Here is a 26,403-nt window from a genome sequence, read left to right as displayed (position 1 = left end):
TCCTTACAGAGCCTGAATCAGATCGCGCCTCTCAAATCAATGGGTCCTGACCCTAGCAAATGAGGATGCCGATCGGGCCGCAATCGGTCTGGATCACGTCGAGCGAATCGCCGCCCTTGATGTTCCACCAAAAGGCTTCGTTGGGGGTCGGATGGATCTTTTCCTGTGTATGCACCGATCCGTCGCGCAGCGCGACATAGGCGATATTCTGGATGTCACCATCCTCCGCCCGCGTCGGGTGCGAGCCGCCAATGATGTTGATATTATATTCGAGCGCCATCCGCGTCAGCTCTTTGGTCAGGCGCGGGGTGTAGCCGGTCAGCCGGTCGATCGCCTCGATCGGCGTCAGCTTCTTCGTCTCGAAGGACAGCAGGGGCAGGGTGAACAATTCGGGAAAGACGATGAAGTCTGATCGATAATCGGCCGCGACATCAACGAAATATTCGATGTTACGGATGAAGGCGTCGAAATCCGCGACCGCGCGCGCCTGCAACTGACATGTGGCGAGGCGAACGCTTTCGACCCCGCGTGGCACGCGCATTTCCGGCGCTTCGTCGGGATTGACATAGGGATTGCGCCAGACGAGATGGGCGGCGTGGCCGTCCGACTGCTTGTCTTCGGGCAGGTAGTTTTCGAGCACGCCGAGCGGTTCGAACTGGTTTTTGAGCTGGAAGCTGACGACCTGATCGCGGATTTTGCCGGTTACGACGCGGTCGAGATAATCCTTTGGCCCTTCGACCTTGCGCTTGGCGCGCAGATAGCCGGGCATGCGGCCGGCGATGACGATGCCGTGCAGGTCGAGCTGTTCGGCCAGTTCCTTGCGCTCGTCATAGAGGCGCTGGCCGATGCGCAGGCCGCGCAGCTTGGGATCGACCGCCATCTCATAGCCGTAGAGCCATTCACCCGCCGCGCTGTGGCGCGTGCCGAAGCCGTTGGCGGTGATTTCCTCCCAGTCATGATAGGCGAAGGCCATGCCCCGGCTGACCCGCATCGTGGCGCAATAGCCCACGACCTTGTTATCGTAGAGCGCGACGAAGCAGCCATCGGGGAAATTGTTGATCTGACCGCGCACGGTGGCGGGCGAATAATTGGGCAAGCCGGGATAGACCCGCGCGATCAGGCGCAGGATGGCCCGCACGTCCGATGGCACGGCGGCGCGGACTTCTAGGCGCTTTTTCGCAGTGGTGGTCATGGGAGTCCGTTCGGCGGGAGAAGGAGCGGGAACGAAAAAGGGCGCCGCCGGATACCGGCGCCGCCCTCATTCCGTTAGCGTATTGAAACCATGGGCAACCCCATCGGTTCCACGTTCCTTACGCCGCCTTGGACATTTCCGCTTCCAGGTTGACGCGGATCTGTTCGAAGAACTGCTCCGTCGTCATCCATGCCTGATCGGGACCGATCAGCAGCGCCAGATCCTTGGTCATCGCGCCACTCTCCACGGTTTCGACGCAGACGCGCTCCAGCGTTTCGGCAAAGGCCGTAACTTCGGGCGTGCCGTCGAACTGGCCGCGATAAACGAGGCCCTGGGTCCAGGCGAAGATCGACGCGACCGGATTGGTCGATGTCGCCTTGCCTTGCTGGTGCATGCGATAGTGGCGGGTGACGGTGCCGTGCGCCGCTTCGGCTTCCACCGTCTTGCCGTCGGGCGACAGCAGCACGGACGTCATCAGGCCGAGCGAGCCGAAGCCCTGCGCCACGGTGTCCGACTGGACGTCGCCGTCATAATTTTTGCATGCCCACACGAAATTGCCGTTCCACTTGAGCGCGGAGGCGACCATGTCGTCGATCAGGCGATGTTCGTAAACGATGCCGGCCGCCTTGAACTTGTCGGCGAAGTCCGCGTCGAACACTTCCTGGAACAGATCCTTGAAGCGGCCGTCATAGGCTTTGAGGATGGTGTTCTTGGTCGACAGATACACCGGCCAGCCACGGTTGAGGCCGTAGTTGAAGCTCGCCTTGGCGAAATCGCGGATCGATTCGTCCAGATTGTACATGCCCATGGCGACACCGGCGGCCGGGAAGTCGAACACTTCATATTCCAGCTCTTCGCCGTTCGTGCCGGTCCATTTCATGGTCAGCTTGCCGGCGCCGGGAATCTTGAAATCGGTCGCCTTATACTGATCGCCGAACGCATGGCGGCCGATGACGATTGGGTCGGTCCAACCGGGGACGAGGCGGGGCACGTTCTTGATGACGATCGGTTCGCGGAACACGACGCCGCCCAGAATGTTGCGGATCGTGCCGTTGGGCGACTTCCACATTTTTTTCAGGCCGAATTCCTCGACCCGCGCTTCGTCGGGGGTGATGGTGGCGCACTTCACGCCGACGCCATATTGCTTGATCGCGTTGGCGCAATCGACCGTCACCTGGTCCTCGGTCGCGTCGCGATTTTCGACCGACAGATCATAATATTTCAGGTCGACGTCGAGATAGGGAAGGATCAGGCGCTCGCGGATCCACTGCCAGATGATCCGCGTCATCTCGTCGCCGTCGATCTCCACGATCGGGTTTTTGACCTTGATCTTCGCCATGCGCCTGCTTCGCTTTCTTCGCTTGGGTTAAATATGGGCTTGCCCTAGGCAAAGCGCCGCCAATGTTCAACCATCCAGAGCGGAATATCTGGTTCCGCGATGCGCGCGCCGGACCCGCGGACGGCATCGGTCGTTGTCAGGGCAACTCTCTCTCCCTAAAGACGGTGGCATGGAAAATAACGAGATCACGATCGCTGCCGGCGGCAATGTCAAATGGCGCTTCCCGGCGGTGCATCCCGAAGGCGTCAAATTCGGCCTGATCGCCGCGGCGATCACCGGCGTCTTCTTCCTGCTCGGGTGGAGCGTGATTGGCTGGCTGATGCTGATCGTCACCGGCTGGGTGCTGACCTTCTTCCGCGATCCGGTTCGCGCGGTGCCGCAGGATGACAATGCGATCATCGCGCCCGCAGACGGCCTCGTCACGCTGATCCAGCGAGTGCCGCCGCCGCGCGAGATGGCGGGCATCGATGGCCTGGGGGATGCGCCGATGATCCGCGTGTCGATCTTCATGAGCGTGTTCGACGTGCACATCAACCGCACGCCGATTGGCGGCACGATCAAGGCGGTCGTCTATATTTCGGGCAAGTTCCTCAATGCCGATCTCGACAAGGCGAGCGAGGATAATGAGCGCCAGCATATATTGGTGGAGCGCCATGACGGGGTGCGGATCGGCTTCACGCAGATTGCCGGGCTGGTGGCGCGGCGCATCGTGCCGTTTGTGAAGCCCGGCGATATGGTCGCCGCTGGCCAGCGCATCGGCCTCATCCGCTTCGGCAGCCGCGTCGACGTCTATCTGCCCGCCGGCACCGCGCCGCGCGTCATTCTGGGCCAGCGGACGGTGGCGGGGGAAACCATTCTGGGCCAGATCGGCGACCGGCGCGTGATCGCGGGAATTCAGCAGTGACAAGCGTTCGGGTGCAATCGGGTGCGGCAGGATTGGCCTTGGGCGAGGCGGAGGAAGCATGACCCGCCAGCGCCGTCCCATCCCGCGCGGCCTGCGTCGGGGCATCACCCTGCGCATGGTTGCGCCCAATGCCGTCACGGCGATGGCGATGTGTTTCGGGCTGACCGGGGTGCGATACGGTATATCGGGCGAATGGGAGCGAGCGGTCCTGTCGATTCTCATCGCGGGCGTGCTGGACGGGCTGGATGGCCGCATCGCCCGATTGCTACGGGGCGAAAGCCGGTTTGGCGCGGAACTGGATTCCCTGTCCGATTCGATCGCATTCGGCGTGGCGCCGGCCCTGATCCTCTACCTCTGGTCGCTTCAGGCCATGCCGAAATTCGGCTGGATTTTCGCGCTGGCCCATGCGCTGTCCTGCGCGCTGCGCCTCGCGCGGTTCAACGCCAATATCGATGCGGACATTCAGCCGCATAAATCCGCCGGTTTCCTGACCGGCGTTCCAGCTCCCGCTGGTGCGGGCCTTACCTTTGTGCCGATCTATCTGTGGCTGGTGACTGGCGAGCCGATCTTCCGCGCCTGGTATGTGGTCGCGCCCTGGACGGCGTTCATCGCCTTTCTGATGATCTCCAGCGTTGCGACCTACACCTGGTCCGCGTTGCGGCTGCGCAAGCGTATAAGGCTGGAGGCGATTGCACTGGCGGGTCTGCTGGCGGCGCTGCTGATTACCGATCCGTGGCTGACATTGCTGCTGATCTGCGCTGTCTATCTGGCGCTGATGCCGTTCGGCATGGTCGCCTATGCGCGGGTCCGGCGTCAGGCGGCGACGATCGCGCCGCCGCCCGCCTGAGGTCAGGCGGCCAGAATATCCGAACGTGCAAAGCTGGACCCGCGAACGGCCTGCCGCATCGCGCGGGGCCGGTTGACGCGGACATGATAGACGGGCGGCGTATCGGGCATGGGACGGAACAACAGGGCAGCCGCCATTTTCTCGTGATAGAGCGCGAACATCCAGGCAATCGTCCCGGTCGCGAGGAGGAAGGCTGCGGAAAATGTGATTGCTGCGATGACGGCGAACATAGTGCCCACTTTCTGTCTTGCCATTTACACGGCTTGGCCCAGTATGGATGTTGCAACGGCCATTAACCGTATTCGTTCCATTTGTTCACTATATGTTCCGGTGTGAGGCGCGTCAAGCCCTTGCATTTGCCTTTCCGGCCCGTTAATGCGCGCCCATTCCACATGGGAATCACCATATCCGGTGCCGGCGGCGTCTTTCAGATGCTTTCCCGGTTCCTGATTCCCAGAGGCAGCAACCGGAAGGAGAAAGACAATGGCGGCACCTGTCGTCACGATGCATCAATTGATCGAGGCTGGCGCCCATTTCGGCCACCAGACCCACCGCTGGAACCCGCGCATGAAGCCGTACATCTTCGGCGAGCGCAACGGCATTCACATTCTCGACCTCAGCCAGACTGTCCCGCTTTTCGCGCGTGCGCTCGACTTCGTGTCGGCCAGCGTCGCCAGCGGCGGCAAGGTGCTGTTCGTTGGCACCAAGCGCCAGGCGCAGGACCCCATCGCGGAAGCCGCGCGTCGCTCGGGCCAGCATTTCGTCAACCATCGCTGGCTGGGCGGCATGCTCACCAACTGGAAGACCATTTCGGGTTCGATCAAGCGTCTCAAGACCCTTGAGGAAAAGCTGTCTGGCGACACCCACGGCTTCACCAAGAAGGAAGTGCTCCAGATGACTCGCGAGCGCGAGAAGCTGGAAGCGTCGCTTGGCGGTATTCGCGACATGAACGGCATTCCCGACATCATGTTCGTGATCGACGCGAACAAGGAAGAACTGGCGATCAAGGAAGCCAATACGCTCGGTATCCCGGTCGTCGCGATCCTCGATTCGAACGTCTCGCCCGACGGCATCGCTTTCCCGGTTCCGGCGAATGACGACGCCAGCCGCGCGATCCGCCTCTATTGCGACGCCATCGCCGCCGCCGCCACCAAGGGCAACCGTGGTGCGCAGCAGGCTTCGGGCATCGACATCGGCGCGCTCGACGAGCCGGCAGTCGAAGAGGTCGTTGCGCAGGCCTGAACCGCCGTCGCGCAACTGCAATAATGACAGGTCAGGGCGCGCTCTTCGGATGCGCGCCCTCCTGCATATTTTACCAATTTCATAGTAGGAGGCTTTAACATGGCCGAGATTACCGCTGCCGCCGTCAAGGAACTGCGCGACCGTTCGGGCGCGGGCATGATGGATTGCAAGAAGGCGCTGACCGAAGCCAATGGCGACATCGAAGCGGCAACCGACTGGCTGCGTGCCAAGGGCCTTGCCGCCGCACAGAAGAAGTCGAGCCGCACCGCTGCCGAGGGCCTCGTCGGCGTCGCCGTCGCCGGCACGAAGGGTGTCGCCGTCGAAGTGAACAGCGAGACCGATTTCGTCGCCAAGAACGACCAGTTTCAGGATTTCGTCCGCTCGGTCGCGCAGATCGCGCTCGCCAGCGGCGCGGCCGACGCCGAAGCGCTGTCGTCGCAGGCCTATCCCGCTGGCGGCACCGTCGCTGAAAAGCTGGTCGCCAACATCGCGCTGATCGGCGAGAACCAGAATCTGCGCCGCGTCGGCCAGGTGGAAGTGACAGAAGGCGTCGTCGTCTCCTATGTCCACAACGCCGCCGCGCCGGGTCTGGGCAAGATCGGCGTGCTGGTCGCGCTGGAGGGCGATGCGCCCGCCGACGTGCTGGAGCCGCTTGGCAAGCAGATCGCGATGCATATCGCCGCCGCTTTCCCGCTGGCGCTGTCGGCCGACGACATCGATCCCGCCCTGCTGGAGCGTGAGCGCGCTATCGCCGCCGAAAAGGCGACCGAGGAAGCGGCCAAGACGGGCAAGCAGATTCCGGCCGAGATTCTCGCCAAGCGGCTTGACGGTTCGGTCGCCAAATTCGCCAAGGAACAGGCGCTGCTCAGCCAGCTGTTCGTGATGGACAACAAGACCCCGATCGCGGATGTCGTCGCCAAGGCCGCAAAGGATGCGGGCAAGTCGATCACGCTCAAAAACTATGTGCGCTTCCAGCTCGGCGAAGGCATCGAGAAGGAAGTCAGCGACTTCGCCGCCGAAGTCGCGGCTGCCGCTGGCGTGTGATCCGGCCCTTCCCGTTTGCGGGGAGGATCAGGGCGACGGGCCGCTCAGCGGTGTATTTTCCGCGCAACGGTTCGAAATGAAAAAGGGGAGCGTCACCATGACGCTCCCCTTTTTCGTTATGGGCTGTCGACGGTCCTGACCCCCCGCATTATTTTCTGGCTTGGAAACGAGCGCCATATTTACATGGCCATCCGTCACTTTAAGCTGTCCGCTATATCTGGGGGGATGGCATGAGGCGTTTTCTGGCGGCTGTCGCGATGTTGGCGGCAATAATGGTGGGCGCGGGCCAGATGATGGTCGCTCGCGCGGCGCCGTCGCTCTCGGTTTACGGTCAGCTGCCGGGCCTCGAACAGGCGGTGCTTTCTCCTTCCGGCGACAGGATCGCGTTGATCGGCATCATGGCTGGCGAGCGGCGGCTGGTTGTGATCGACAAGGCCGACAAGCCGCTGTTCGTCATGCCCTTGGGCGATGTGAAAATCCGTGGCGTTTACTGGATCGGCGAAAGCCAGGTCATGATCTATAAATCCGATACGGTCGGCCTCGGCGTCGGCTTCACCGCCGAACAGGCGGAACTTTACTCTGCCGTGATCGCGTCGATCGACGGGAAAAAGATCTGGACTGTGTTCCAGAAGAGCAAGGACATTACCGGCGGCGTGCGCGGCTTTTACGGAACGATCCAGCGCGGCGGGAAATGGTATGGCTATTTCGGGGGAATCACGCTCGAAAAAGACGGGGCCGGCGAACCTATCCTGACGAGCACCAAGCCAGTGCTTTACGAAGTCGATCTGGAATCGGGTGCGCCGCGCAAGATCGGCGCGCGTTCTGAAGAGGGCATCTATCGCAGTTGGGCGCTGGGGCCGGACGGCACGGTATCCGCGCGACTCGACTATATATCCAAGAGCGGAAGCTGGGCCATCCGCAACGGTGCAGGAGAAAAAATCGCATCGGGCATCAGCAAGCTGGCCGGCGCCGATCTCGTTGCATTGGGCAATGGGGGCGACACCCTGATATACAGTCAGTCCGACGATGACGATGGCGAGGTTCATTGGTTCGAATTGCCGCTAGCCGGCGGTGAGGCCAAGGAGATATTGACCGATGTCGGGGTCGAACAGGCCTATATCGACCGACGCAGCCGCCGGTTCATCGGCTATGCCCTGACTGGCGACATGCCCGCTTATCGTTTCCTCGACGCTCATCAACAGAAGGTAGTCAACGCCACGCTTAAGGCCTTCCCCGGCCTCGCCGTCACGCTGATCGACTGGAACGACGCGTTCGATGCGCTGATCGTCAAAACCGAGGGCGGTGACGATCCGCAAAGCTGGTGGCTGGTCGATATCAAGACCGGCCGGGCTTCGCCACTCGGCCAGTCCTACCTCGTCCCGGCAGCGGAGGTGGGGCCGGTGAAGATCATCCGGTACAAGGCGGGCGACGGCACCGAAATCCCCGGCATTCTCACCCTGCCTCCCGGCCGCGAGGCGAAGAACCTCCCCGTCATTATCTTTCCCCATGGCGGGCCGGCGTCGCATGACTCGCTGGGCTTTGACTGGTGGGCGCAGGCCTTTGCCGCGCGCGGTTATGCGGTACTCCAGCCCAATTTCCGGGGATCGACCGGCTATGGCCCGGCATTCGAGCGCGCCGGGTATGGCGAGTGGGGCCGCAAGATGCAGACCGATATGTCCGATGGCCTCGCGCATCTCGTCCGTGACGGCATCGCCGATCCCAGGCGGGCCTGCATCATGGGAGCGAGTTTCGGGGGCTATGCGGCGCTGGCGGGCGTCACTTTGCAACAGGGCCTCTATCGCTGCGCGGTCTCCGTCAGCGGCATAGGCGACGTTGCCCGGATGGCGACGACGGACCTCAGGGAAAGCGGCAGCGATCCGACCATGCGGCGTGGTCTGGAACAGCAGATCGGCGCACATCGCGATTTGGCCGCGATTTCACCCATCCGCTTCATCGAAAAGGTGACGGCGCCCATTCTCCTCATCCATGGCAAGGATGATACGGTGGTGCTGTACGATCAGAGCAAGGACATGGCCGCAGCGCTGCGCCGCGCGGGCAAGGCAGTGGAGTTCGTCACTCTGCCCGGCGAGGACCATTGGCTGTCCAAAGGCGCGACCCGGCTTTCCATGCTGCAATCCGCCGTGGCGTTCATCGAGAAATATAATCCGCCCGATGGCCCGTCCGATCCGGCGCCGGTCGCCGCGACTACGTCCGCGTCAGCACAATCCGGTCACGCATCAGCGCCCTGACCGGATACAGGCCGGCATCTCGGTTAGTCTCGATCCCGGATTGATCCTAGGGAGCCGAAAACGACGGCCTTACCGAAAAGGAGACTGCGAGGGCCTTACTGACTCGCAGGATCGCGATGTCTTACTGCCCGAAGATATCGGCGACATGCGCGGTGTCCATATATTCGCGGACCTTCGTGATCTTGCCGTCATGATCGAACTCGAACAGAAAATGATAGCCATTCCCATAAGTCTTGCCATCGACCGTAATGCCGTGGCTCACGACTTCCGCCGCGACCCGCTGAAGCTCGGCGGTCGTACCCGTTACGGTCATGCGCAGACCTTGCGGGAAGACCGAGCCGAACGCGGGCATGGCCGATGCGAGTTCGGCCAGGTTGCGGGAGCCGGCGAGCGATGAGCGCCCCGCAACCCAATAGTCGAACCCGTCCGCTGCGAGAGCTTTGACGCTGCTCACGTCACTTTTGCTCATCGCTTCCAGAAAGGCCTTGGCTTGGGCAACATTCATGTGTGTGTTCGACATCGGCTTCTCCTATTTCGACATGAGTATGCTCTGTCGCTGATGGCCCAAACAGCTTGTGCACAATCATGAATCTGCCGCTGGGTCTCGCTAGCTGTATACAACCGACGAGGCCGAAAGCGATTCCGAACATAATCACGCGCGGGATGCCAGGATCGACGGGCTGTGGCGGGCGATGCGGGAAGATGTGCGGTTTCGAGGCGGAATCAGCCTCGTCTTTCCCGTAATCGCCCCCTTGGCATTCCGCCATTGCCCGCCTAATGTCCCGGCCGCTTCTCCCGCACCGACCCCAGGATGATTTTGCCCCACATGACCCGGCCAGCCTTCAAGCGAATCCTGCTGAAACTTTCCGGTGAGGTGTTGATGGGGCCGGGCCAGTTCGGCATCGATCCGGAAACGGTGGATCGCGTCGCGGGCGAGATCGCGGCCGCCAAGGAGGCTGGCTTTGAGCTGTGCGTGGTCGTCGGCGGCGGCAATATCTTCCGTGGCCTCGCTGGCGCGGCCAAGGGGTTCGACCGCACGAGCGCCGACTATATGGGCATGCTCGCGACCGTGATGAACGCGCTCGCGGTACAGAATGCGCTCGAAAAGATCGGCTGCGACACGCGTGTACAGTCGGCGATCCCGATGGCATCGGTGTGCGAACCCTATATCCGGCGCAAGGCGGTGCGGCATATGGAAAAGGGCCGGATCGTTATCTTCGCGGCGGGCACCGGCAATCCCTTCTTCACCACCGACACCACCGCCGCGCTCCGCGCCGCCGAGATGAACTGCCACGCGCTGTTCAAGGGCACCAGCGTCGATGGCGTCTATAATGCCGATCCCAAGCAGGTGGCCGACGCGGTCCGTTATGACGAGATCAGCTTTGACCGGGTGCTGAACGATAACCTAAAAGTCATGGATGCGAGTGCCATTGCACTCTGCCGCGAAAATCATATTCCTATCGTCGTGTTCAACATCCGTGAAACCGGCAATCTGGCGACAGTGCTGGCCGGGCAGGGCGTCGCGACGATCGTACAAAATCAGGGGAGCTGAAAATGGCCGTTTACGACAAGTCCGATCTGGAACGCCGCATGGCGGGCGCGATCGAAGCGCTGCGGGGCGACCTGACGGGGCTTCGCACCGGCCGCGCGAATGTGCAGTTGCTCGATCCGGTGATGGTGACGGTTTATGGTTCTCCCATGCCGCTCAATCAGGTCGCGACGGTTGCCGCGCCCGAACCGCGCATGTTGTCGGTTCAGGTGTGGGACAAGACCAATGTCGGCCCGGTGGACAAGGCGATCCGCTCGGCGGGCCTCGGCCTCAATCCGATCATGGACGGCCAGACGCTGCGCCTGCCGATCCCCGACCTCACCGAAGATCGCCGTAAGGAACTGGCCAAGCTCGCCAGCAAATATGCCGAAGGCGCGCGTGTCGCCGTGCGCAATGTGCGCCGCGACGGCATGGATCATCTCAAGACCGACGAAAAGAAGGGCGAGATCAGCGAGGACGAGCGCAAGCGCAAGGAGGCGGAGGTCCAGAAGCTGACCGACGCCATCATCGCCGACATCGACGCACTGACCCAGTCGAAGGAAAAGGAGATTCTCGGCCAGTAAGGCCGGGATCGTCCGCCATGACCGAAGCGCCCGCCTGCTCCTCCTGATGGCCAGCCAGATCCAGCCCGGCCTGCCCAGCGACCCGTCCCCGCCCGAATTGCGTCAGATCGATGATTCGCCCATGGGTGGCGTCGGCCCTCGGCATGTCGCCATCATCATGGACGGCAATGGCCGGTGGGCGAAGAAGCGCTTTCTGCCCCGTATCGCCGGGCATCGCGCCGGCGTGGAGGCCGTGCGCCGGGTCGCCCGCGCTGCGCAGGAACTCGGACTCGAATGCCTGACGCTTTATGCGTTTTCGTCCGAGAACTGGAAGCGTCCCGCCAGCGAAATCGCTGATCTGATGGGACTATTGCGGCATTTCATCCAGTCCGACCTGGATGAAATGCACGCTAACGGCGTGCGATTGCGCATCGTCGGCAATCACCGCGCGCTCGAACCCTCGCTGGTGAAGATGATCGACGATGCGGTGGCGCGCACCGCAGGCAATAGTGGTCCGATCATCGCGATCGCGCTCAATTATGGGGCGCAGGACGAGATCGTGCGCATGGCGCAGAAGCTGGCGCGGCAAGTGGCCGCTGGCGAGATCGCCGCGGACGATATTGGCGTGGCGCAGGTCGACGGAGCGCTCGACACCGCCGCCCTGCCGCCGCTCGACCTGCTCATTCGGACTTCGGGCGAAGTGCGGCTAAGCAATTTTATGCTGTGGCAGGCGGCCTATGCCGAGCTTTATTTTACCGACAGGCTCTGGCCGGATTTCAATCGCGATGCCCTGGTGGAGGCGCTCGACGCCTTCAGGCTTCGGGACCGTCGCTTCGGCGGCCTGTAAGCGATGGCGAGCGAACTCCGCACCCGCAGCATCGTAGGACTGGCGCTGATCGCGGTCGCGCTGGGGGCGCTGTTTGCCGGGGGCTTCTTTTTCTGGCTGCTGCTGGTGATCGCGGGCGTGCTGATGCAAGGCGAATGGGGCGATCTGACCGGCGCAAACCCCCAGACCCGCAAGATGGCGATGTTCGCGGTGTCCGTGCCGCTGGCGATCCTGTGCCCGGTCGCGGCGGGGATGTCCTGGCTCGCCTTCGGGCTGATGATGGCGGCGTTTTTCTTCGTGATCCTGACGGGGCGCTCGCTCAAGCTGGCGCTCGGCATCCTGTATATCTGCGTGCCGGTGATGGCGCTGCTGTTCCTGCGCGGGCAGGAACCGGGGCGCTTCGGCCTGCTGCTCGCTTTCTGGGCGCTGGCGCTGGTGTGGGCGACCGATATCGGCGCCTACTTTGCCGGGCGCGCGATCGGCGGTCCCAAGCTCGCGCCGCGCATCAGCCCCTCCAAAACCTGGTCCGGGCTGGCTGGCGGCGTGCTGGCGGCGCTGGTGACGGGATTTCTGCTGCATCGCTTCGCGGGACTGCCGATCCAGCTTGCGGCGGCGAGCGGATTATTGGCGGTCGCGGCGCAACTGGGCGATCTGCTGGAAAGCACGATGAAGCGGCGGGCTGGGGTGAAGGATAGCGGATCGTTGCTTCCGGGGCATGGCGGCGTGATGGATCGGCTGGACGGCGTGATCGCCGCCGCACCGCTCGCGGCGCTGCTCTATCTTTTGCTGCTGCCCGCATGACCCGCCGTCGCATTTCGATCTTTGGTGCGACCGGGTCAGTCGGCACATCGACGCTGGACCTCGTAGGCCGTGACCCGGAAGCCTATCAGGTGGTCGCCCTTACCGCGCATGGCGATGTCGATGGCCTTGCCCGCGCCGCGCGCGATCATGGCGCGCAAATCGCGGTGATCGGCGACCCGGCGCGCCATGGGGCACTGCGCGATGCGCTGGCAGGAACGGGGATCGAGGTCGCGGCGGGCGAGGATGCGCTGGTCGAAGCCGCGCGTATGGACGCCGACTGGACGATGGCCGCCATCGTCGGGTGCGCTGGCCTTCGCCCTACCATCGCCGCGCTTGCAGCGGGCGGAACCGTGGCGCTCGCAAACAAGGAGTCACTGGTGTCGGCGGGGGCGCTGATGATGGACGCGGCGACGGCTTCGGGTGCGACGTTGCTGCCGGTGGATAGCGAACATAATGCAATATTCCAGTGCCTTGCCGGAAGCCGCATCGAAGACGTCGCAAAGATTACCCTGACCGCGAGCGGCGGGCCGTTCCGCACCCGCTCGCGCGACGAGATGCGCGACATCACCCCGGCGCAGGCAGTCGCTCATCCCAACTGGTCGATGGGCGCGAAGATCAGCGTCGATAGCGCGACGATGATGAACAAGGGGCTGGAACTGATCGAGGCGGCGCATCTGTTTCCCGTCGGCCTCGACCGGATCGAAATCCTCGTCCATCCGCAATCCGTCATTCATTCTATGGTCGAATATCGTGATCGATCGACGCTCGCGCAGCTCGGTTCGCCCGACATGCGCATTCCGATCGCTCATGCACTTGCGTGGCCGCGCCGGATCGCAACGCCGTGCCAGCCGCTCGATCTGGCCCGTATCGGCCGGCTGGATTTCGAGGCGCCCGACGAGGTGCGGTTCCCCGCGCTGCGTCTGGCGCGGGCGGCGGCGGAGGCTGGCGGCACGACGCCCGCCATCCTCAACGCCGCCAACGAGGTCGCGGTCGCCGCTTTCCTGCGCGGCCGCATCGGCTTCCTTGATATTGCCACGATTGTGGAGGATGTTCTGAACCGCTATAGCGCGGCTGAGCCGCAGCGGCTGGACGACATATTGGCCGCGGATGCAGAGGCGCGCGCGATAGCGGGCCAGATAATGGAAAGATTGACGGTTTGATCCATAGCCCCGGTTTCCTGCTGACGGTTATCGCCTTCGTGGCGGTCATTGGGCCGCTCGTTTTCGTGCACGAACTGGGTCATTATCTCGTCGGACGCTGGTGCGGGGTGAAGGCGGAGGCGTTCTCGATCGGCTTCGGCCCGGAAATCGCCGCCTGGGTCGATAAACGCGGCACGCGCTGGCGGCTGGCGGCCTTTCCGCTGGGCGGCTATGTCCGGTTCAAAGGCGACATGAACGCCGCGAGCATGGCCGATCCGGCCTGGCTGCTGATGTCGGCGGAGGACCGGGCGCAAAGCTTCCCCGCCAAACCATTGTGGCAGCGGGCGGCGATCGTGGCGGCTGGCCCGGCTATCAATTTTCTGTTCGCGATTGCGATCCTCGCCACCTTCGCCTTCGTCCATGGCGAGAGCCGCACGCCGGCCATCGCCGGGCAGGTCCAGGCGGGCAGTGCGGCGGCGGCCGCCGGCATTCGGGCAGGCGACCGGATCGTGTCGCTCAATGGCCGTGAGATGGCGACGTTCGACGATATCCGCCTCTACGCACAAATTCGCCCTGGCGAGCCGGTCGAACTGGTGATCGAGCGCGAGGGCAAGCGGTTCGCGCGACAGGGGCATATCGGCAGCGTTCAGGAAGGCGACGGGTTCGGCCATGACTTCCGCGTCGGCCGCCTGGGGATCGCACCGGGCGAGCGGGTGATCGAGCCGGTCAGCCTGTGGCGCGCGCCCGTCGTCGCCATTCAGCGGACGGGCGAGATCGTGCGCACCATGGTCGAAACGATGGGCCAGATTCTGGGCGGCGGGCGATCGGTCAAGGAACTGGGCGGGCCGCTCAAGATCGCGGAGGTTTCGGGACAAGCGGCGACGCTCGGCATTGAGAGCTTCGTCTTCTTCATGGCGCTTATCTCGATTAATTTGGGGTTCATCAACCTGTTGCCAATTCCCATGCTGGATGGCGGGCATCTGCTATTTTACGGGGTGGAGGCGATAGCGCGCAGGCCGGTGAGCGAACGGGTGCAGGAATGGGCCTATAAATCGGGCCTTGCGGCCTTGCTGGCGATGATGATCCTGGTGACGTTCAACGATTTGTCGTCTTTCGGGCTGTGGACTCGTCTGTCCGGCTTGATTGGCTGAGCCGCATCGGGCAGGGAGGCGCGATTTAGCGGCGTCTTTAAGCGCATGACTTTTTTGTAAGGGTATAGCGGGTGACAGCGATGAAGAGCAGCAAGAGGCAGCGCCCGGTCGTCGCGGCCCTGTTGGCGACCACCATAGTCGCCGGGCTGTCGGCGGTGCCGGCCGTCGCCCAGACGGCGCCGGCCGCGCCTGCATCGGTTCCCGCAGCGACGGTCGCCCCGGCGGGCACGATCCGCAACATCACCGTCACCGGCCAGCAGCGGCTGGAGCCAGACACGGTCATGTCCTACACCAAGCTGCGCGTCGGCCAGAGCTTCACCCAGGAATCGCTCGATCAGGCGCTGCGCGATCTGTACGAAACCGAGCTGTTCGCCGATGTCCAGATCCGCAACGACAGCGGCGCGCTGACGATCGAGATCAAGGAAAATCCGGTCATCAACCGCATCGTCCTCGAAGGCAATAAGCGGCTTAAAGAGGAGAAGATCAAGCCCGAGATCAAGCTCGCGCCGCGTCAGATCTACACGAGGTCGAAGGTCCGCGCCGACGTTGCGCGCATCATCGAACTGTATCGCCGTCAGGGCCGTTTCGCCGCGACGGTCGAGCCGAAGATGGTCCGGCTGGAACAGAATCGCGTCGATATCGTGTTCGAGATCAGCGAGGGACCGAAATCCAAGGTCCGCCAGATCAACATCATCGGCAACGAAAAGTTCGGCGGCGGCGAGCTGCGCAGCCAGATGGTGACGAAGCAGTCGCGCTTCTTCCGCCTCTTTTCCTCAGGCACCAGCTATGATCCCGATCGTCTGGCCTATGACCAGCAGAAGCTGCGTCAATTTTATCTGACGCAGGGCTATGCCGATTTCCGCGTCATTTCGGCCGTGGCTGAACTGACGCCCGACAAGCAGGACTTCATCATCACCTATGTGGTGGAAGAAGGGCAGCGCTACAAATTCGGCGACGTGAAGGTCGAAAGCGACATTCGCGACCTGTCGGGCGATTCGCTGACCCAGCGCCTGCCGATGAAGAAGGGGCAATGGTATAATGCCAAGCAGGTCGAGGACACGGTCGATACGCTGAGCGAGACCGCCGGCCTGTTCGGCTACGCTTTCGCCGACGTGTCGCCCGACTTCAACCGTGACAAAGACACGCTGACGATGGGGATCAATTTCAAGATCGCCAATGCGCCGCGCGTCTATGTCGAGCGGGTCGATATCAACGGCAATACGCTGACGCAGGACAAGGTCGTCCGTCGCGAGTTCCGCCTCGCGGAGGGCGACGCCTTCAACAGCTTCCTCGTCAAGCGTTCGAAGGACCGGATCAACTCGCTCGGTTTCTTCCAGGAAAAGCTGGATGTCGAGCAGAAGCCCGGTTCCGCGCCAGACCGCATCGTGCTGGAAACCAATGTTCAGGAAAAATCGACCGGCGAATTGTCGCTCTCGGCCGGTTTCTCCAGCTTGGAAAAATTCCTCGTTTCGGCGTCGATCACCCAGCGCAACTTTCGCGGCAAGGGCCAGGAACTGCGCACGAGCGTCAACTATTCCAGCTATTCCAAGTCGATCGAACTGGGCTTCACCGAACCCTATTTCATGGACAAGAATATCGCGCTGGGTGGCGATATCTACCGGCGCGATCTCAACAGCTTCAACTATATCAACAATAACGACCGCAACCGCACCTATCAGCAGACCACGACCGGCTTCCAGCTGCGCGCGGGCGTGCCGATCACGGAATATGTATCGCTGGCGCTGCGCTACAGCCTCAACCTTGACAATGTGACGCTGGACCAGGCGACCTATTATACCGACAATAATAATGACACCATATTGGGTAACGGCCCCAACGATACCTGCGACCCGATCCGGGCCGGACGCTATCTGTGCGACGCGATTGGCAAGCGCACTACCTCGTCGCTCGGTTATTCGCTGATCTACGATACGCGCGACAACCGTATCCGTCCGACGCGCGGTAACAATGTCGTGCTCAGTCAGGATTTCGCGGGTCTCGGCGGCAGCGTCCGCTACATCCGCACACGCCTCAATGCGTCGAAATATTGGCCGGTCGGTGGTGGCTTCGTATTTTCGCTTTCGGGCGAGGGTGGCTATATCCACAGCCTGGAAAAGGCGCGCTACGATGCATCGGGCGCTGAAATCGACAAGGTCCGCCTGACCGACCGTTTCTTCCTTGGCGAACCGCAGATGCGCGGCTTCGACATTCGCGGCATTGGCCCGCGCGTGAAGCGCACTTACCTGACGAAGGACGAAAACGGCAATTATGTTGCAAGCAACAGCAACAATAATGTGTCGGACGACGCACTGGGCGGCAAAATCTATTATCAGGCGCGGGCCGAAATGGAGATTCCGTTGGGGTCGGGCGCGCGTGAGATGGGGCTGCGGCCCTCGATCTTCATGGATGTCGGCGCGGTCGCCGGGCTGAAGGCGCCAAAGCTCATCAACGGCGGCGGGATCTTCCCCGGTTTTTGTTCTGTGACGACCGGGACGGTTGCGGCAGATGGCACCAAGACGCCGACCGGCGCCTCCAGCGTGCCTGCCGCCAATCTGCCTACCGCGACCCAGCCCGGCTGTGCTGCGTCGACATCCACTCCGACCACCTACACCGATATCGTTTATGCAGAGGGCAGCGGCTTTCAGGAACAATATCTCGGCAATACGCTCAAGCCGCGTCTGTCGGTGGGCTTTGGCGTTAACTGGAACTCGCCCTTCGGGCCGTTCCGGATCGATATCGCCAAGGCCCTGCTCAAAGAACCAGGGGACGATACCAAACTCATCACCTTCAACGTAGGGACTCAATTCTGATGAAGACCATGATCAAGGCCGCAGCGCTCGCTCTGGCGCCCATGACCGCCATCGCGCTGACCAGCGCGCCCGCGCTCGCCCAATCGAAGCTCGGGATCGCCGTCGTCGACGTACAGCGCGCCGTCGGCACCAGCGCCGCCTATTCGACCGCGCGTACGCAGATCCAGACGACCTACAAGGCGCAGATCGACAATTTCACCACCCGCAAGAACGCGATCGACGCCGATCTGCGCGCCAAGGGCACCGCGCTCGACACCGCGATGAAGGCTGCGGGCGGCAAGCCCACGCCCGCGCTGGAAGCGCAATATGCCGCCGCCCAGAAGGCGCAGCAGAACGGCCAGGCCGAATTGCAGCGCATCGGTCAGCCGATCCAGCTCGCCAACGCCTATGTCGAAGAGCAGATCGGCGCGAAGCTGTCCGACGCGCTGAAGTCGGCGATGACCAAGGCGAAGGTCGATCTGATCCTCGCGCCCGACGCCACCGTTTCTTATCAGCCGACCGTCGATCTGACCGATGAGGTAATTGCGGAGCTTAACGCACTGGTGCCGAGCGTGAGCATCACGCCGCCCGCCGGATGGCAGCCGGGTCGTCAGGGGCAGCAGCCCGCCGCCGCCGCGCCTGCCAACCCGTCGCAGCAGCCGGCTTCGCGCTGACAGGCACGATGACGCAAACGCCTGAAAATACCGGCGAAAAGGCCGCCGCCATTGGTCCCATCGACATTCGAGGGATCATGGCGGCGTTGCCGCATCGCTATCCGTTGCTGCTGGTCGACCGCGTGTTGTCGCTGACTCCGCGCGAGTCGATCCATGCGATCAAGGCGGTCTCGATCAACGAGGGCTTCTTTCAAGGCCATTTCCCCGGTCGTCCGATCATGCCCGGCGTGTTGATCGTCGAGGCGATGGCGCAGGCGGCAGGCGTGCTGACGGTCGAAACGCTCGGTCTGCGTGGGTCGGGCAAGCTTGTCTATTTCATGTCGATCGACGGCGCGAAATTCCGCAATCCGGTCGAGCCGGGATGCCTGCTCGACCTGCATGTCGACCTCAACCAGATTCGCGGGCGGGTGTGCAAGTTCACCGGCCGCGCATCGGTAGAGGGCAAGATATGCGCCGAGGCCAACTTCGTCGCGATGATCGCCGATCCGCCGGTGGATTGAACGGGCAGGCCTTGCCCCTTGCGCTGACGGTCAAAGCCATGTAACCGCGCGCCTTCGCATATTCAGAGCATCCATGGCCGGTCGGAACCGGCCTTTTGACGGAGCAGACCCATGAAGGCCGCTATTCATCCCGACTACCACATGATCACCATCCAGATGACGGATGGCACTACCTTCCAGACGCGCTCCACCTGGGGCAAGGAAGGCGACACGATGGCGCTCGATATCGACCCCAAGTCGCATCCAGCGTGGATCGGTGGCCAGCGTCAGCTGGATCAGGGCGGCCAGGTGGCACGCTTCAACAAGCGTTTTGGCGGTCTGACGCTGAAGAAGTAAGCCTTCTTCGCGAGATAATAGGAAAGGGCGTCTGCGGGCGCCCTTTTTTTTATGCGCCGCTTGCTCCGGCGCGGTCCGCGTTGAGAAACGCCGCGACATCATCCAGCACAACGTCTTTTGACAGGAAGGTCTGGCCGATCCCGCGCGCCAGCAGGAAGGGCAGGGTGCCCGCCGCCATCTTTTTGTCGTGCAGCATATGCGCCACCAGCGCCGCGCCATCGCCCTGAACATGCGCGGTCGCAAGATCATGGGGCAGGCCGACATTTTTGAGATGCGCGGTCACGCGGTCGGCATCATCCTGCGGGCAAAGGCCCCGCCGCGCGGAATAGCGGAAGGCGAGCGCCATGCCCGCCGCCACGCCTTCGCCATGCAGCAGCCGGTCGGAAAAGCCGGTATCCGCCTCCAGCGCATGGCCGAACGTATGGCCGAGATTGAGCAGCGCGCGGCGGCCGGTGGTTTCCCGCTCGTCATCCGCGACGATCGCTGCCTTCGCCGCAACGCTGCGCGCTATGGCGTGCACGCGCGCTTCCGGCTCGCCCGCCAGCAGGCGATGTCCCTCCCGCTCGCACCATTCGAAAAATTCGGGATCGTCGATCAGCCCATATTTGACGACTTCGGCATAGCCTGCCCGCACTTCGCGCGGCGGCAACGAATCGAGCGTCGACGGATCGATCAGGACCAGCGAGGGCTGATGAAAGCTGCCGACCAGATTCTTGCCCGCGCCGGTGTTGATCGCGGTCTTGCCGCCTACCGAACTGTCGACCTGCGCCAGCAGGGTTGTCGGCACCTGGATGAAATGGCAGCCGCGCTTGAGGATCGAAGCGGCGAATCCGACCAGATCCCCGATGACGCCGCCGCCCAGCGCGACGACATGATCGCCCCGCTCGATCTCCAGCGCGAGCAGCACGTCTACCAGCTGCTCCAGCCGCGCCCAGCTTTTGGTTTGCTCGCCGGGCGGCAGGATGATGGGTTCCACGCGCACATCGGCGGCGCGCAGGCTCGCGTCCAGCCGGGGAAGTTGCGCCGCCGCGACATGGGCGTCCGTCACCACCACGAGCCGACCCTTGCGGGCATAGGGGGCCAGAGTGCCGCCTGCCCGGTCGAGCGCGCCTTCCTCGATCACGATGTCGTAACTGCGCGCGTCCAGCGCGACTCGAACCAGTGTCATGCGTTCAGTTGCTCCACGATGCGTTCCACCGCCACCTCATGCGGTCCGGCGCCGCTCTTCACATGGATGGGGCACAGCGCGTATATCGGGTTACGCAGCGCCGCCAGTTCGGTCAGCACGGTGCGCGGGTCCTTGTCCTTGAGCAGCGGCCGGCCTTCCCGCCGCGACACGCGATCGACCAATATGTCGATATCGGCGTCCAGCCAGATGGCGGTGGCATGATCCAGAATCAGGGCGCGGGTGTCCTCCTGAATGAACGCGCCGCCGCCGGTGGCGATGATCTTGGGCGCGCCATCCATCAGCCGCGCGATCACGCGCCGCTCGCCGTCGCGGAAATGCGCTTCGCCATAGCGGGCGAACATCTCGCTGATCGTCATGCCCGCCGCCTTTTCGATTTCCTCGTCTGCATCGACGAAAGCAAGGCCGAGCCGGGCGGCGAGGCGACGGCCGACCGTGGATTTGCCCACGCCCATCATCCCCACCAGCACGATGGGTCCGCGCTTGGCCGGGGAGAGGCCAGATTTGCTGTTTCGCTGCATGGCGACCGGGGCTATACAGCCACCCGTCACAGAGGCAAATCGCAACTTTTCCGCTATCGGCCAGGCCGCAGAAGGTCCCATGAAGAATAGTCGTTCCTACAGCAGTTTCGAAGGCAGTTCGCGTCGTCGTTCGCGCTTGCCGATCATCCCGATCCTCATTGTCGCAGTCCTGGGCGGTTTGCTCGCCTATGCCTGGTCGCGCGGCGGGGAAAAGCCGCAGCAGCGGGTCGAAAAAGTCATTCCCGCCGAAAAGCTGGGCAAGTAACGCCGATGCGAAGGCAGCGGGGGAATGTGAAATGGGCGGTGGGCACGCTCGCCCTCGCGCTGGCCGTGCCGGTGATCGCTCAACAGACGCCCGAATCGCTGCTGCCGCCCGGTTTCGGCGATGCGCCGGAGCCTTCCGCTCCTGCCGCGACGCCGCGTGCACCAGTGCCGGCGCAGGCTGGCGTGCCGACCCCACCCCCTTTGCCGAGCCTGACGCTTCCGCCTGAAGTCGCTAACAGCGCCCAACCCACGCTGACGCCGGAAGAAATTGCGGCGGAAAAGGCGAAATATGACCTCCCCGACAGCGCGCGCCGTTCGCTCGATCGCATTGGCCCGCTGACCCCGGACGAGCGCGGCTTCGCGCCCAATGCCTTTGGCAACCAGTCCGGCCAGTTCCTCGCCACGCTGATGCGCGAGACCCGCGCGCCGATCGTATCGCGCTGGGCATCGATTCTGCTGCGCCGGGTCCTGCTGAGCGCGGTCGATACGCCGCATGATATCGACGGCGCGGATTTCGCCGCCGAGCGCGCCTGGCTGCTGCTGCGCATGGGGGAGGCGGATAATGCCCGGCTGATGATCCAGAGCGTCGATCCGGATCGCTACAGCCCGCGCCTCTACGCCATCGCCATGCAAACCTATCTGGCGACGGCGGACCCGGCGGGTCTGTGCCCGCTGTCGGCTGGTGCGCTGCGGTTCAGCAAAGAGCCGGGCTGGGGCATGACCGGCGCGATCTGCCCGGCGCTGGCGGGCGATCAGGGTTCTGCCAGCGGCGCGCTCAACCAGGCGCAGCGGCAGGGCGTGGTGCGTGGCGTCGATTATCGCCTGGCCGAAAAGGTGGTCGGCGCCGGGTTCAACGCGCGCCGTTCGGTCAAGATCGAATGGGACGGCGTGGACGGGCTGACCGCCTGGCGCTTCGGTCTGGCGACAGCCCTTAACGTAGAGATTCCCGATGCGCTGTACGGCACGGTCGGCGCGCATGTACGGGCGTGGGAAGCGCGCGCGCCTGCCTTGTCGGCGGTTCGCCGCTTGCCCGGCACGTTGATCGCGACCCGGCTCGGCGTTTTTTCAAGCGAGGCGCTGGTGGGTTTCTACGGTCAACTCGCCACCGATGGCGATGTGCCGGCGGAGATGGCCGACCGGATCGACGCGCTGCGCGACGCCTATGGCGCGCAGACCGTGGGCGATCGGATCGAGGGGATGCGCAAGCTGTGGCAGGATGGGGCGAGGCCGGACTATGTCGGCCTGATCGCGACGGCGCGCGCGGCGGCTGCCTTGCCGGTGGCGCAGGCGGACGCGCGCGACGCGGCCAATCTGGTCGCGGCGATGCTGAGCGCGGGCTATGATCGCAATGCCGCTCGCTGGGCGCGGGCGTTGGGGCAACTGGACGGCGATGGCGCATCCGACTTCTGGGCCTTGCTGGCGGTAGGTGCGCCCGCTCCCGCCGTCGATCTCGGCAGCAGTCGCATATCGGCCTATGTCGATGAAGCGGGGGCGGTGAAGGGCCGCATGATGCTGGCCGCGCTCATCGGCCTGTCGCGTCTTTCACAAGGCGACGCGGCGTCGCTGGCGAAGGACAAGGGGCTGGTTCTGTCCGCCAATAGCGGCTGGTCACGGGCGATCGACGCGGCGGCGCGGCGTGGTGAGCAGGGGACGGTGGCGTTGCTGGCCGCTGTCGGCATGCAGACGGCCAGTTGGGATCGGCTTCCGCCGGCGCATCTGTATCACATCGTCGCCGCGCTGCATCAGGTGGGACTGGACCCGGAAGCCCGCATGATCGCTGCGGAGGCGATCATGCGGCTCTAGCGATGACGAGCGATGCTGCCCTCATCGATCGTTTCCTCGAAATGATGGCGGCTGAACGGGGTGCGTCGCGCAACACGCTGCTGGCCTATCGCGCCGATCTTCAAGGCGCGGCTGCCATCGTTGGCCCGCTTTCGGTGGCGACGCAGGCGGCACTTGGCGACCTGGCCCCGGCCTGGGCGACGTTGGCCGCCTCGTCGGTCGCGCGCAAGGCGTCGGCGCTGCGTGCTTTCTACGCCTTTTTGGAGGAAGAAGGGCTGCGCGCGGACAATCCCGCCGCCGTCCTGCCGCGTCCGGCGACGCGTCGCCCGCTCCCCAGGATTCTCTCGACGCAGGAGGTGGATGGGCTGTTCGCGCTGATCGAGGAGCGGCTGGCGGTCGCGCATCCCTCGTCGGGTGACCAGCGCCTCGCCGCTCTGATCGAGCTTCTCTATGGATCTGGGCTGCGGGCGACAGAACTGGTGTCGCTGCCGCGCCGGGCGCTGGCCGCCGACCGGCCGTTCCTGATCCTGCGCGGCAAGGGCGGGCGCGAGCGGCTGGTGCCGATTTCCGATCGCGCCCGCGCCGCCGTTTCCGTCTGGCTCGCGCATGTGCCGGCCGACAGCCTATGGCTGTTCCCCTCGGGCAAGAGCCATTTGAGCCGCATCCGCCTCTATCAGATCGTGAAAGCGCTTGCGGCAGCGGCTGGCATCGCGCCGGAACGGGTCAGCCCGCATGTGCTGCGCCATGCCTTCGCCACGCATCTGCTGGAGGGCGGGGCGGATCTGCGCGCGCTGCAATCGATGCTGGGCCATGCCGATATCGGCACCACGCAAATCTATACCCATGTCGACAGCCGCCGCCTGGTCGAACTGGTCAACAGCCGCCATCCGCTGGCGTCGATGCATCCCCGAAACCCGCATCCCCGCGTTGACGACGCGGCGTCCGCGTCCTAACGCGTGGCCCATGGTAAGCTTTCTGGAATTTGAAAAGCCGGTCGCCGAGCTGGAGGCGCGCATCATCGAACTGCGCACTACGGCGGGCGTGGGCGATATCGATATTGACGGCGAAATCGAAAAGCTGGAGCAGCGCGCCGCCAGAATGCTGAGCGACACTTATGCCCGGCTGACCCCCTGGCAAAAGACGCAGGTCGCCCGTCACCCCGAACGCCCGCACTTCAAGGATTATGTCGCGGGCATGTTCGACAATTTCATGCCGCTGGCCGGCGATCGCGCCTTTTCGGACGATCAGGCCATTCTTGGCGGATTCGCCACGCTGGGCGAGCGGCGCATCATCGTCATCGGTCATGAGAAGGGCGACGATACCGCCAGCCGCGTGCGGCATAATTTCGGCATGGCCAAGCCCGAAGGCTATCGCAAGGCGATCCGCCTGATGCAACTGGCCGACCGTTTCGGCCTGCCGGTGGTGACGCTGGTGGATACGTCAGGCGCGTTCCCCGGCGTGCAGGCGGAAGAACGCGGCCAGGCGGAAGCGATCGCGCGATCCACCGAACAATGTCTCGCGCTGGGGGTGCCGATGGTGGCAGCGGTCGTGGGCGAGGGCGGTTCGGGCGGCGCGGTGGCGCTGGCGGCGGCCAATCGCGTGCTGATGCTGGAACATGCGGTCTATTCCGTGATCTCGCCCGAAGGCTGTGCCTCGATCCTGTGGCGCACCGCCGACAAGGCGAGCGACGCGGCGACGGCGATGCAGGTGACGGCGCAGCATTTGAAGGCGCTGGGCGTGATCGACCGGATCGTGCCCGAGCCGGTCGGCGGCGCGCATCGCGAGCCGGTTCAGGCGATCGCCAGCCTTGGTGCGGCGATCGGCGAGGAACTTGACAATATGGCGGGGCTTGGCGCCGACGCCCTGCGGACGGACCGCGCCGATAAATTCCTGGCCATCGGAGCCTGACCGCTCTCCCTTACAGGACGGCGGTCGACATGGCATGAAAAAGGCGGCGGACTTTCGCCCGCCGCCCAATTCGTTTCAACCGGCTCCGAAGATTAGAGCTTTTTCGAAACATTGTTGAAGGTGCTGCTGAGCTTGGTGCCCAGGCTGGTCATCGCGGTGATCGCGGCGACGGCAATCAGGGCGGCGATCAGGCCATATTCGATGGCGGTCGCGCCCTTGTTGTCCTTCAGCATCTTACGAACGAACTTCATGATCTGTCTCCTTGAATTTCAGTGACGTTTAACTACCCGGCCGCCCCGCATCGAAACTTGGAAGTCAGCAACGACACACCTAAAAGAGCTGGGTTGAAAAATGTTTAATGCGAAATCCGAGCTGTCAGATTCTGATGGTTAATTTTCGACAACCTTGTTTGCGACGTTATTCCACATGGCCGTCGTCTTGGTAGCGACTGCGCTCAGGGCGGTAATCATCGCGAGGACGACCATAGCGATGATCAGGGCATATTCGACCGCAGTCGCGCCGCGTTCGCAGCGCGTCAGTCCCCATCGGCCGATAATGTCGATAAGCCCACGCATATGATTTCCAGTCGCCTCGGACAGTCCCCGTTGCCTTGTAAAACCATCACGGTTAACAAACCGCTTTTATAGGATGATTATGGACCGTTCTTCGCCACTACTTGTCGTCGCGGTTGCGCTGGTAGATGCTGATGGGCGGATATTGTTGCAACAGCGGCCGCCGGGTAAGTCCTTGCCGGGGTTATGGGAATTTCCCGGTGGCAAGGTGGAGCGCGGGGAAACGCCGGAAGCGGCGCTGGTCCGCGAACTGACGGAGGAGCTGGGCATCATGACGCATGCCAGTTGCCTTGCGCCCGCTGCGTTTGCGAGCGAACCGCTGGCTGACAGGCATCTGTTGCTGCTGCTTTACATTTGCCGCAAATGGCAGGGTCTGGTCGAGGCGCGGCATGCGACCGCGCTGCAATGGGTGCGTCCGGCGCAAATGTATGCGCTGGAAATGCCACCGGCCGATCTGCCCCTGATCGGCCTGCTCGACGCATTGATCTGACGGACACCGGGTAGCGGCAGGGCCGCTACCCGGCCACAATCATTCCTCCGCCGGCTTGCTTTGCAGCTGGATATAATTTTGGATGCCCATGCGGCTGATCATCTCGAACTGGGTTTCCAGCGTGTCGATATGCTCTTCCTCGCTGGCGAGAATTTCGCGGAACAGGTCGCGGGTCACAAAGTCGCGCACCGATTCGCAGTGGACGATGCCCTCCTTGAGCGCCGGGAGCGCGTCATATTCCAGCTCCAGATCCGACTTGAGCACTTCCTCCACCGTTTCGCCGATCTTGAGGCGGCCGAGCAGCTGGAAATTGGGCAATCCGTCGAGAAACAGGATTCGCTCCGCCACCTTGTCGGCATGCTTCATCTCGTCGATCGATTCGCCATATTCAAACTTGGCGAGCTTCTCGACGCCCCAATGATCGAGCATGCGATAGTGGAGGAAATATTGATTGATTGCGGTCAGCTCGTTTTTGAGCACCTCGTTCAGATATTCGATGACCTTGAGGTCGCCCTTCATGATCTTGTGCTCCGGCTGATATGATATGCCGCGAGTA

General features: G+C 63.3%; 28 protein-coding genes and 1 pseudogene. 20 read left to right on the top strand and 9 right to left on the bottom strand.

Annotation, left to right across the window (positions count from 1 at the left end):
* Nucleotides 1–55: 55 nt before the first annotated feature.
* Nucleotides 56–1,192: pseudogene (locus ACODSN_RS11410) on the bottom strand (GNAT family N-acetyltransferase); the annotation flags it as partial.
* 118 nt (nucleotides 1,193–1,310) lie between these two features.
* Nucleotides 1,311–2,531 (bottom strand): NADP-dependent isocitrate dehydrogenase, encoded by a 1,221-nt coding sequence (locus ACODSN_RS11405; RefSeq protein ID WP_489055479.1) that lies wholly within the window; start codon nucleotides 2,529–2,531, stop codon nucleotides 1,311–1,313.
* 169 nt (nucleotides 2,532–2,700) lie between these two features.
* On the opposite strand from ACODSN_RS11405, the gene ACODSN_RS11400 reads away from it, so the two are divergent.
* Both ACODSN_RS11400 and ACODSN_RS11395 read left to right on the top strand, forming a co-directional pair.
* The gene (locus tag ACODSN_RS11400) at nucleotides 2,701–3,435 is read left to right on the top strand and encodes a phosphatidylserine decarboxylase (RefSeq protein ID WP_489055477.1); all 735 of its coding nucleotides are present in this window, start codon (nucleotides 2,701–2,703) and stop codon (nucleotides 3,433–3,435) included.
* Nucleotides 3,436–3,550: 115 nt separating this feature from the next.
* Entirely contained in the window at nucleotides 3,551–4,282 is a 732-nt protein-coding gene (locus ACODSN_RS11395; RefSeq protein ID WP_489055490.1) for a CDP-alcohol phosphatidyltransferase family protein, read from the top strand.
* Between the two features lie 2 nt (nucleotides 4,283–4,284).
* Here ACODSN_RS11395 and ACODSN_RS11390 read toward each other — a convergent pair whose 3' ends face one another.
* Nucleotides 4,285–4,536 (bottom strand): hypothetical protein, encoded by a 252-nt coding sequence (locus ACODSN_RS11390; RefSeq protein ID WP_489055475.1) that lies wholly within the window; start codon nucleotides 4,534–4,536, stop codon nucleotides 4,285–4,287.
* Nucleotides 4,537–4,765: 229 nt separating this feature from the next.
* Between ACODSN_RS11390 and rpsB the strand changes: the two genes are divergently transcribed.
* The 3 genes from rpsB to ACODSN_RS11375 all read left to right on the top strand — a co-directional run bounded on the left by rpsB (nucleotide 4,766) and on the right by ACODSN_RS11375 (nucleotide 8,817).
* Nucleotides 4,766–5,524 carry a 30S ribosomal protein S2 gene (rpsB, locus tag ACODSN_RS11385; RefSeq protein WP_489055474.1) on the top strand — a complete coding sequence of 253 codons (759 nt, stop codon included), beginning with the start codon at nucleotides 4,766–4,768 and terminating at the stop codon, nucleotides 5,522–5,524.
* A gap of 99 nt (nucleotides 5,525–5,623) precedes the next feature.
* A complete protein-coding gene (gene tsf / locus ACODSN_RS11380) occupies nucleotides 5,624–6,568 on the top strand; it encodes a translation elongation factor Ts (protein WP_489055472.1) in 945 nt (314 codons plus the stop codon).
* Nucleotides 6,569–6,798: 230 nt separating this feature from the next.
* Nucleotides 6,799–8,817: an alpha/beta hydrolase family protein gene (locus ACODSN_RS11375; protein WP_489055471.1), complete on the top strand. Its 2,019-nt coding sequence runs from the start codon at nucleotides 6,799–6,801 to the stop codon at nucleotides 8,815–8,817.
* 121 nt (nucleotides 8,818–8,938) lie between these two features.
* On the opposite strand, the gene ACODSN_RS11370 is transcribed toward ACODSN_RS11375, so the two are convergent.
* Nucleotides 8,939–9,337, bottom strand: a complete 399-nt coding sequence (locus ACODSN_RS11370) for a nuclear transport factor 2 family protein (protein WP_489055469.1) — start codon at nucleotides 9,335–9,337, stop codon at nucleotides 8,939–8,941.
* Nucleotides 9,338–9,643: 306 nt separating this feature from the next.
* Here ACODSN_RS11370 and pyrH point away from each other — a divergent pair, with 306 nt between their 5' ends.
* The 10 genes from pyrH (at nucleotide 9,644) to rpmE (ending at nucleotide 19,124) form a co-directional block, all read left to right on the top strand.
* Complete coding sequence (pyrH, locus tag ACODSN_RS11365; RefSeq protein WP_489055467.1) at nucleotides 9,644–10,369, top strand: UMP kinase; 726 nt, start codon at nucleotides 9,644–9,646, stop codon at nucleotides 10,367–10,369.
* 2 nt (nucleotides 10,370–10,371) lie between these two features.
* Nucleotides 10,372–10,929 (top strand): ribosome recycling factor, encoded by a 558-nt coding sequence (frr, locus tag ACODSN_RS11360; protein ID WP_489055466.1) that lies wholly within the window; start codon nucleotides 10,372–10,374, stop codon nucleotides 10,927–10,929.
* Between the two features lie 46 nt (nucleotides 10,930–10,975).
* A complete protein-coding gene (uppS, locus tag ACODSN_RS11355) occupies nucleotides 10,976–11,755 on the top strand; it encodes a polyprenyl diphosphate synthase (RefSeq protein WP_489055464.1) in 780 nt (259 codons plus the stop codon).
* Between the two features lie 3 nt (nucleotides 11,756–11,758).
* Nucleotides 11,759–12,535 (top strand): phosphatidate cytidylyltransferase, encoded by a 777-nt coding sequence (locus ACODSN_RS11350; protein ID WP_489055463.1) that lies wholly within the window; start codon nucleotides 11,759–11,761, stop codon nucleotides 12,533–12,535.
* The gene (locus ACODSN_RS11345; protein ID WP_489055461.1) at nucleotides 12,532–13,695 is read left to right on the top strand and encodes a 1-deoxy-D-xylulose-5-phosphate reductoisomerase; all 1,164 of its coding nucleotides are present in this window, start codon (nucleotides 12,532–12,534) and stop codon (nucleotides 13,693–13,695) included. The genes ACODSN_RS11350 and ACODSN_RS11345 overlap by 4 nt, the downstream gene beginning before the upstream one ends.
* Nucleotides 13,692–14,825, top strand: coding sequence for an RIP metalloprotease RseP (gene rseP, locus ACODSN_RS11340; protein WP_489055459.1), 1,134 nt, complete (start codon nucleotides 13,692–13,694; stop codon nucleotides 14,823–14,825). The genes ACODSN_RS11345 and rseP overlap by 4 nt, the downstream gene beginning before the upstream one ends.
* Nucleotides 14,826–14,905: 80 nt before the next feature.
* Nucleotides 14,906–17,635 (top strand): outer membrane protein assembly factor BamA, encoded by a 2,730-nt coding sequence (bamA, locus tag ACODSN_RS11335; RefSeq protein WP_489055457.1) that lies wholly within the window; start codon nucleotides 14,906–14,908, stop codon nucleotides 17,633–17,635.
* Entirely contained in the window at nucleotides 17,635–18,288 is a 654-nt protein-coding gene (locus ACODSN_RS11330; protein ID WP_489055455.1) for an OmpH/Skp family outer membrane protein, read from the top strand. Before bamA ends, ACODSN_RS11330 begins: the two co-directional genes overlap by 1 nt.
* 8 nt (nucleotides 18,289–18,296) lie before the next feature.
* On the top strand, nucleotides 18,297–18,788 hold the full coding sequence (gene fabZ / locus ACODSN_RS11325) for a 3-hydroxyacyl-ACP dehydratase FabZ (RefSeq protein ID WP_489055453.1): 492 nt from the start codon (nucleotides 18,297–18,299) through the stop codon (nucleotides 18,786–18,788).
* A 111-nt stretch (nucleotides 18,789–18,899) separates the two neighbouring features.
* On the top strand, nucleotides 18,900–19,124 hold the full coding sequence (gene rpmE / locus ACODSN_RS11320) for a 50S ribosomal protein L31 (RefSeq protein WP_489055451.1): 225 nt from the start codon (nucleotides 18,900–18,902) through the stop codon (nucleotides 19,122–19,124).
* A gap of 49 nt (nucleotides 19,125–19,173) precedes the next feature.
* Here the strand turns inward: rpmE and aroB are convergent, their stop codons facing one another.
* A complete protein-coding gene (gene aroB / locus ACODSN_RS11315) occupies nucleotides 19,174–20,292 on the bottom strand; it encodes a 3-dehydroquinate synthase (protein WP_489055449.1) in 1,119 nt (372 codons plus the stop codon).
* Nucleotides 20,289–20,831: a shikimate kinase gene (locus ACODSN_RS11310; protein ID WP_489055488.1), complete on the bottom strand. Its 543-nt coding sequence runs from the start codon at nucleotides 20,829–20,831 to the stop codon at nucleotides 20,289–20,291. The genes aroB and ACODSN_RS11310 overlap by 4 nt, the downstream gene beginning before the upstream one ends.
* Nucleotides 20,832–20,910: 79 nt before the next feature.
* Between ACODSN_RS11310 and ACODSN_RS11305 the strand changes: the two genes are divergently transcribed.
* The 4 genes from ACODSN_RS11305 to ACODSN_RS11290 are packed head-to-tail and all read left to right on the top strand — an operon-like array spanning nucleotide 20,911 to nucleotide 24,785.
* Nucleotides 20,911–21,096 (top strand): hypothetical protein, encoded by a 186-nt coding sequence (locus ACODSN_RS11305; protein ID WP_489055447.1) that lies wholly within the window; start codon nucleotides 20,911–20,913, stop codon nucleotides 21,094–21,096.
* A gap of 5 nt (nucleotides 21,097–21,101) precedes the next feature.
* Nucleotides 21,102–22,898: a hypothetical protein gene (locus ACODSN_RS11300; RefSeq protein WP_489055445.1), complete on the top strand. Its 1,797-nt coding sequence runs from the start codon at nucleotides 21,102–21,104 to the stop codon at nucleotides 22,896–22,898.
* A gap of 2 nt (nucleotides 22,899–22,900) precedes the next feature.
* On the top strand, nucleotides 22,901–23,830 hold the full coding sequence (locus tag ACODSN_RS11295) for a tyrosine recombinase (RefSeq protein WP_489055443.1): 930 nt from the start codon (nucleotides 22,901–22,903) through the stop codon (nucleotides 23,828–23,830).
* Nucleotides 23,831–23,840: 10 nt separating this feature from the next.
* On the top strand, nucleotides 23,841–24,785 hold the full coding sequence (locus ACODSN_RS11290) for an acetyl-CoA carboxylase carboxyltransferase subunit alpha (protein ID WP_489055441.1): 945 nt from the start codon (nucleotides 23,841–23,843) through the stop codon (nucleotides 24,783–24,785).
* Nucleotides 24,786–24,877: 92 nt separating this feature from the next.
* Here the strand turns inward: ACODSN_RS11290 and ACODSN_RS11285 are convergent, their stop codons facing one another.
* Complete coding sequence (locus ACODSN_RS11285) at nucleotides 24,878–25,036, bottom strand: Flp family type IVb pilin (protein WP_489055439.1); 159 nt, start codon at nucleotides 25,034–25,036, stop codon at nucleotides 24,878–24,880.
* Nucleotides 25,037–25,174: 138 nt separating this feature from the next.
* Nucleotides 25,175–25,360 carry a Flp family type IVb pilin gene (locus tag ACODSN_RS11280; RefSeq protein ID WP_489055438.1) on the bottom strand — a complete coding sequence of 62 codons (186 nt, stop codon included), beginning with the start codon at nucleotides 25,358–25,360 and terminating at the stop codon, nucleotides 25,175–25,177.
* A gap of 79 nt (nucleotides 25,361–25,439) precedes the next feature.
* Here ACODSN_RS11280 and ACODSN_RS11275 point away from each other — a divergent pair, with 79 nt between their 5' ends.
* The gene (locus tag ACODSN_RS11275) at nucleotides 25,440–25,847 is read left to right on the top strand and encodes a (deoxy)nucleoside triphosphate pyrophosphohydrolase (RefSeq protein ID WP_489055436.1); all 408 of its coding nucleotides are present in this window, start codon (nucleotides 25,440–25,442) and stop codon (nucleotides 25,845–25,847) included.
* A 39-nt stretch (nucleotides 25,848–25,886) separates the two neighbouring features.
* Here the strand turns inward: ACODSN_RS11275 and bfr are convergent, their stop codons facing one another.
* A complete protein-coding gene (bfr, locus tag ACODSN_RS11270) occupies nucleotides 25,887–26,366 on the bottom strand; it encodes a bacterioferritin (RefSeq protein ID WP_489055435.1) in 480 nt (159 codons plus the stop codon).
* Between the last annotated feature and the right edge of the window lie 37 nt (nucleotides 26,367–26,403).

The sequence above is a fragment of the Sphingobium sp. FG11 genome, assembly GCF_057809915.1.
The sequence above is the reverse complement of the archived record's forward strand: the minus strand, read 5'-3'. Positions and strand labels throughout refer to the sequence as shown.

What these genes read in the sequence shown, in the direction of transcription:
- ACODSN_RS11405 (WP_489055479.1), bottom strand. Translation starts at nt 2,531, where the DNA reads ATGGCGAAGATCAAGGTCAAAAACCCGATCGTGGAGATCGACGGCGAC.
- ACODSN_RS11400 (WP_489055477.1), top strand. Translation starts at nt 2,701, where the DNA reads ATGGAAAATAACGAGATCACGATCGCTGCCGGCGGCAATGTCAAATGG.
- ACODSN_RS11395 (WP_489055490.1), top strand. Translation starts at nt 3,551, where the DNA reads ATGGTTGCGCCCAATGCCGTCACGGCGATGGCGATGTGTTTCGGGCTG.
- ACODSN_RS11390 (WP_489055475.1), bottom strand. Translation starts at nt 4,536, where the DNA reads ATGGCAAGACAGAAAGTGGGCACTATGTTCGCCGTCATCGCAGCAATC.
- rpsB (WP_489055474.1), top strand. Translation starts at nt 4,766, where the DNA reads ATGGCGGCACCTGTCGTCACGATGCATCAATTGATCGAGGCTGGCGCC.
- tsf (WP_489055472.1), top strand. Translation starts at nt 5,624, where the DNA reads ATGGCCGAGATTACCGCTGCCGCCGTCAAGGAACTGCGCGACCGTTCG.
- ACODSN_RS11375 (WP_489055471.1), top strand. Translation starts at nt 6,799, where the DNA reads ATGAGGCGTTTTCTGGCGGCTGTCGCGATGTTGGCGGCAATAATGGTG.
- ACODSN_RS11370 (WP_489055469.1), bottom strand. Translation starts at nt 9,337, where the DNA reads ATGTCGAACACACACATGAATGTTGCCCAAGCCAAGGCCTTTCTGGAA.
- pyrH (WP_489055467.1), top strand. Translation starts at nt 9,644, where the DNA reads ATGACCCGGCCAGCCTTCAAGCGAATCCTGCTGAAACTTTCCGGTGAG.
- frr (WP_489055466.1), top strand. Translation starts at nt 10,372, where the DNA reads ATGGCCGTTTACGACAAGTCCGATCTGGAACGCCGCATGGCGGGCGCG.
- uppS (WP_489055464.1), top strand. Translation starts at nt 10,976, where the DNA reads ATGGCCAGCCAGATCCAGCCCGGCCTGCCCAGCGACCCGTCCCCGCCC.
- ACODSN_RS11350 (WP_489055463.1), top strand. Translation starts at nt 11,759, where the DNA reads ATGGCGAGCGAACTCCGCACCCGCAGCATCGTAGGACTGGCGCTGATC.
- ACODSN_RS11345 (WP_489055461.1), top strand. Translation starts at nt 12,532, where the DNA reads ATGACCCGCCGTCGCATTTCGATCTTTGGTGCGACCGGGTCAGTCGGC.
- bamA (WP_489055457.1), top strand. Translation starts at nt 14,906, where the DNA reads ATGAAGAGCAGCAAGAGGCAGCGCCCGGTCGTCGCGGCCCTGTTGGCG.
- ACODSN_RS11330 (WP_489055455.1), top strand. Translation starts at nt 17,635, where the DNA reads ATGAAGACCATGATCAAGGCCGCAGCGCTCGCTCTGGCGCCCATGACC.
- fabZ (WP_489055453.1), top strand. Translation starts at nt 18,297, where the DNA reads ATGACGCAAACGCCTGAAAATACCGGCGAAAAGGCCGCCGCCATTGGT.
- rpmE (WP_489055451.1), top strand. Translation starts at nt 18,900, where the DNA reads ATGAAGGCCGCTATTCATCCCGACTACCACATGATCACCATCCAGATG.
- aroB (WP_489055449.1), bottom strand. Translation starts at nt 20,292, where the DNA reads ATGACACTGGTTCGAGTCGCGCTGGACGCGCGCAGTTACGACATCGTG.
- ACODSN_RS11310 (WP_489055488.1), bottom strand. Translation starts at nt 20,831, where the DNA reads ATGCAGCGAAACAGCAAATCTGGCCTCTCCCCGGCCAAGCGCGGACCC.
- ACODSN_RS11305 (WP_489055447.1), top strand. Translation starts at nt 20,911, where the DNA reads ATGAAGAATAGTCGTTCCTACAGCAGTTTCGAAGGCAGTTCGCGTCGT.
- ACODSN_RS11300 (WP_489055445.1), top strand. Translation starts at nt 21,102, where the DNA reads ATGCGAAGGCAGCGGGGGAATGTGAAATGGGCGGTGGGCACGCTCGCC.
- ACODSN_RS11295 (WP_489055443.1), top strand. Translation starts at nt 22,901, where the DNA reads ATGACGAGCGATGCTGCCCTCATCGATCGTTTCCTCGAAATGATGGCG.
- ACODSN_RS11290 (WP_489055441.1), top strand. Translation starts at nt 23,841, where the DNA reads ATGGTAAGCTTTCTGGAATTTGAAAAGCCGGTCGCCGAGCTGGAGGCG.
- ACODSN_RS11285 (WP_489055439.1), bottom strand. Translation starts at nt 25,036, where the DNA reads ATGAAGTTCGTTCGTAAGATGCTGAAGGACAACAAGGGCGCGACCGCC.
- ACODSN_RS11280 (WP_489055438.1), bottom strand. Translation starts at nt 25,360, where the DNA reads ATGCGTGGGCTTATCGACATTATCGGCCGATGGGGACTGACGCGCTGC.
- ACODSN_RS11275 (WP_489055436.1), top strand. Translation starts at nt 25,440, where the DNA reads ATGGACCGTTCTTCGCCACTACTTGTCGTCGCGGTTGCGCTGGTAGAT.
- bfr (WP_489055435.1), bottom strand. Translation starts at nt 26,366, where the DNA reads ATGAAGGGCGACCTCAAGGTCATCGAATATCTGAACGAGGTGCTCAAA.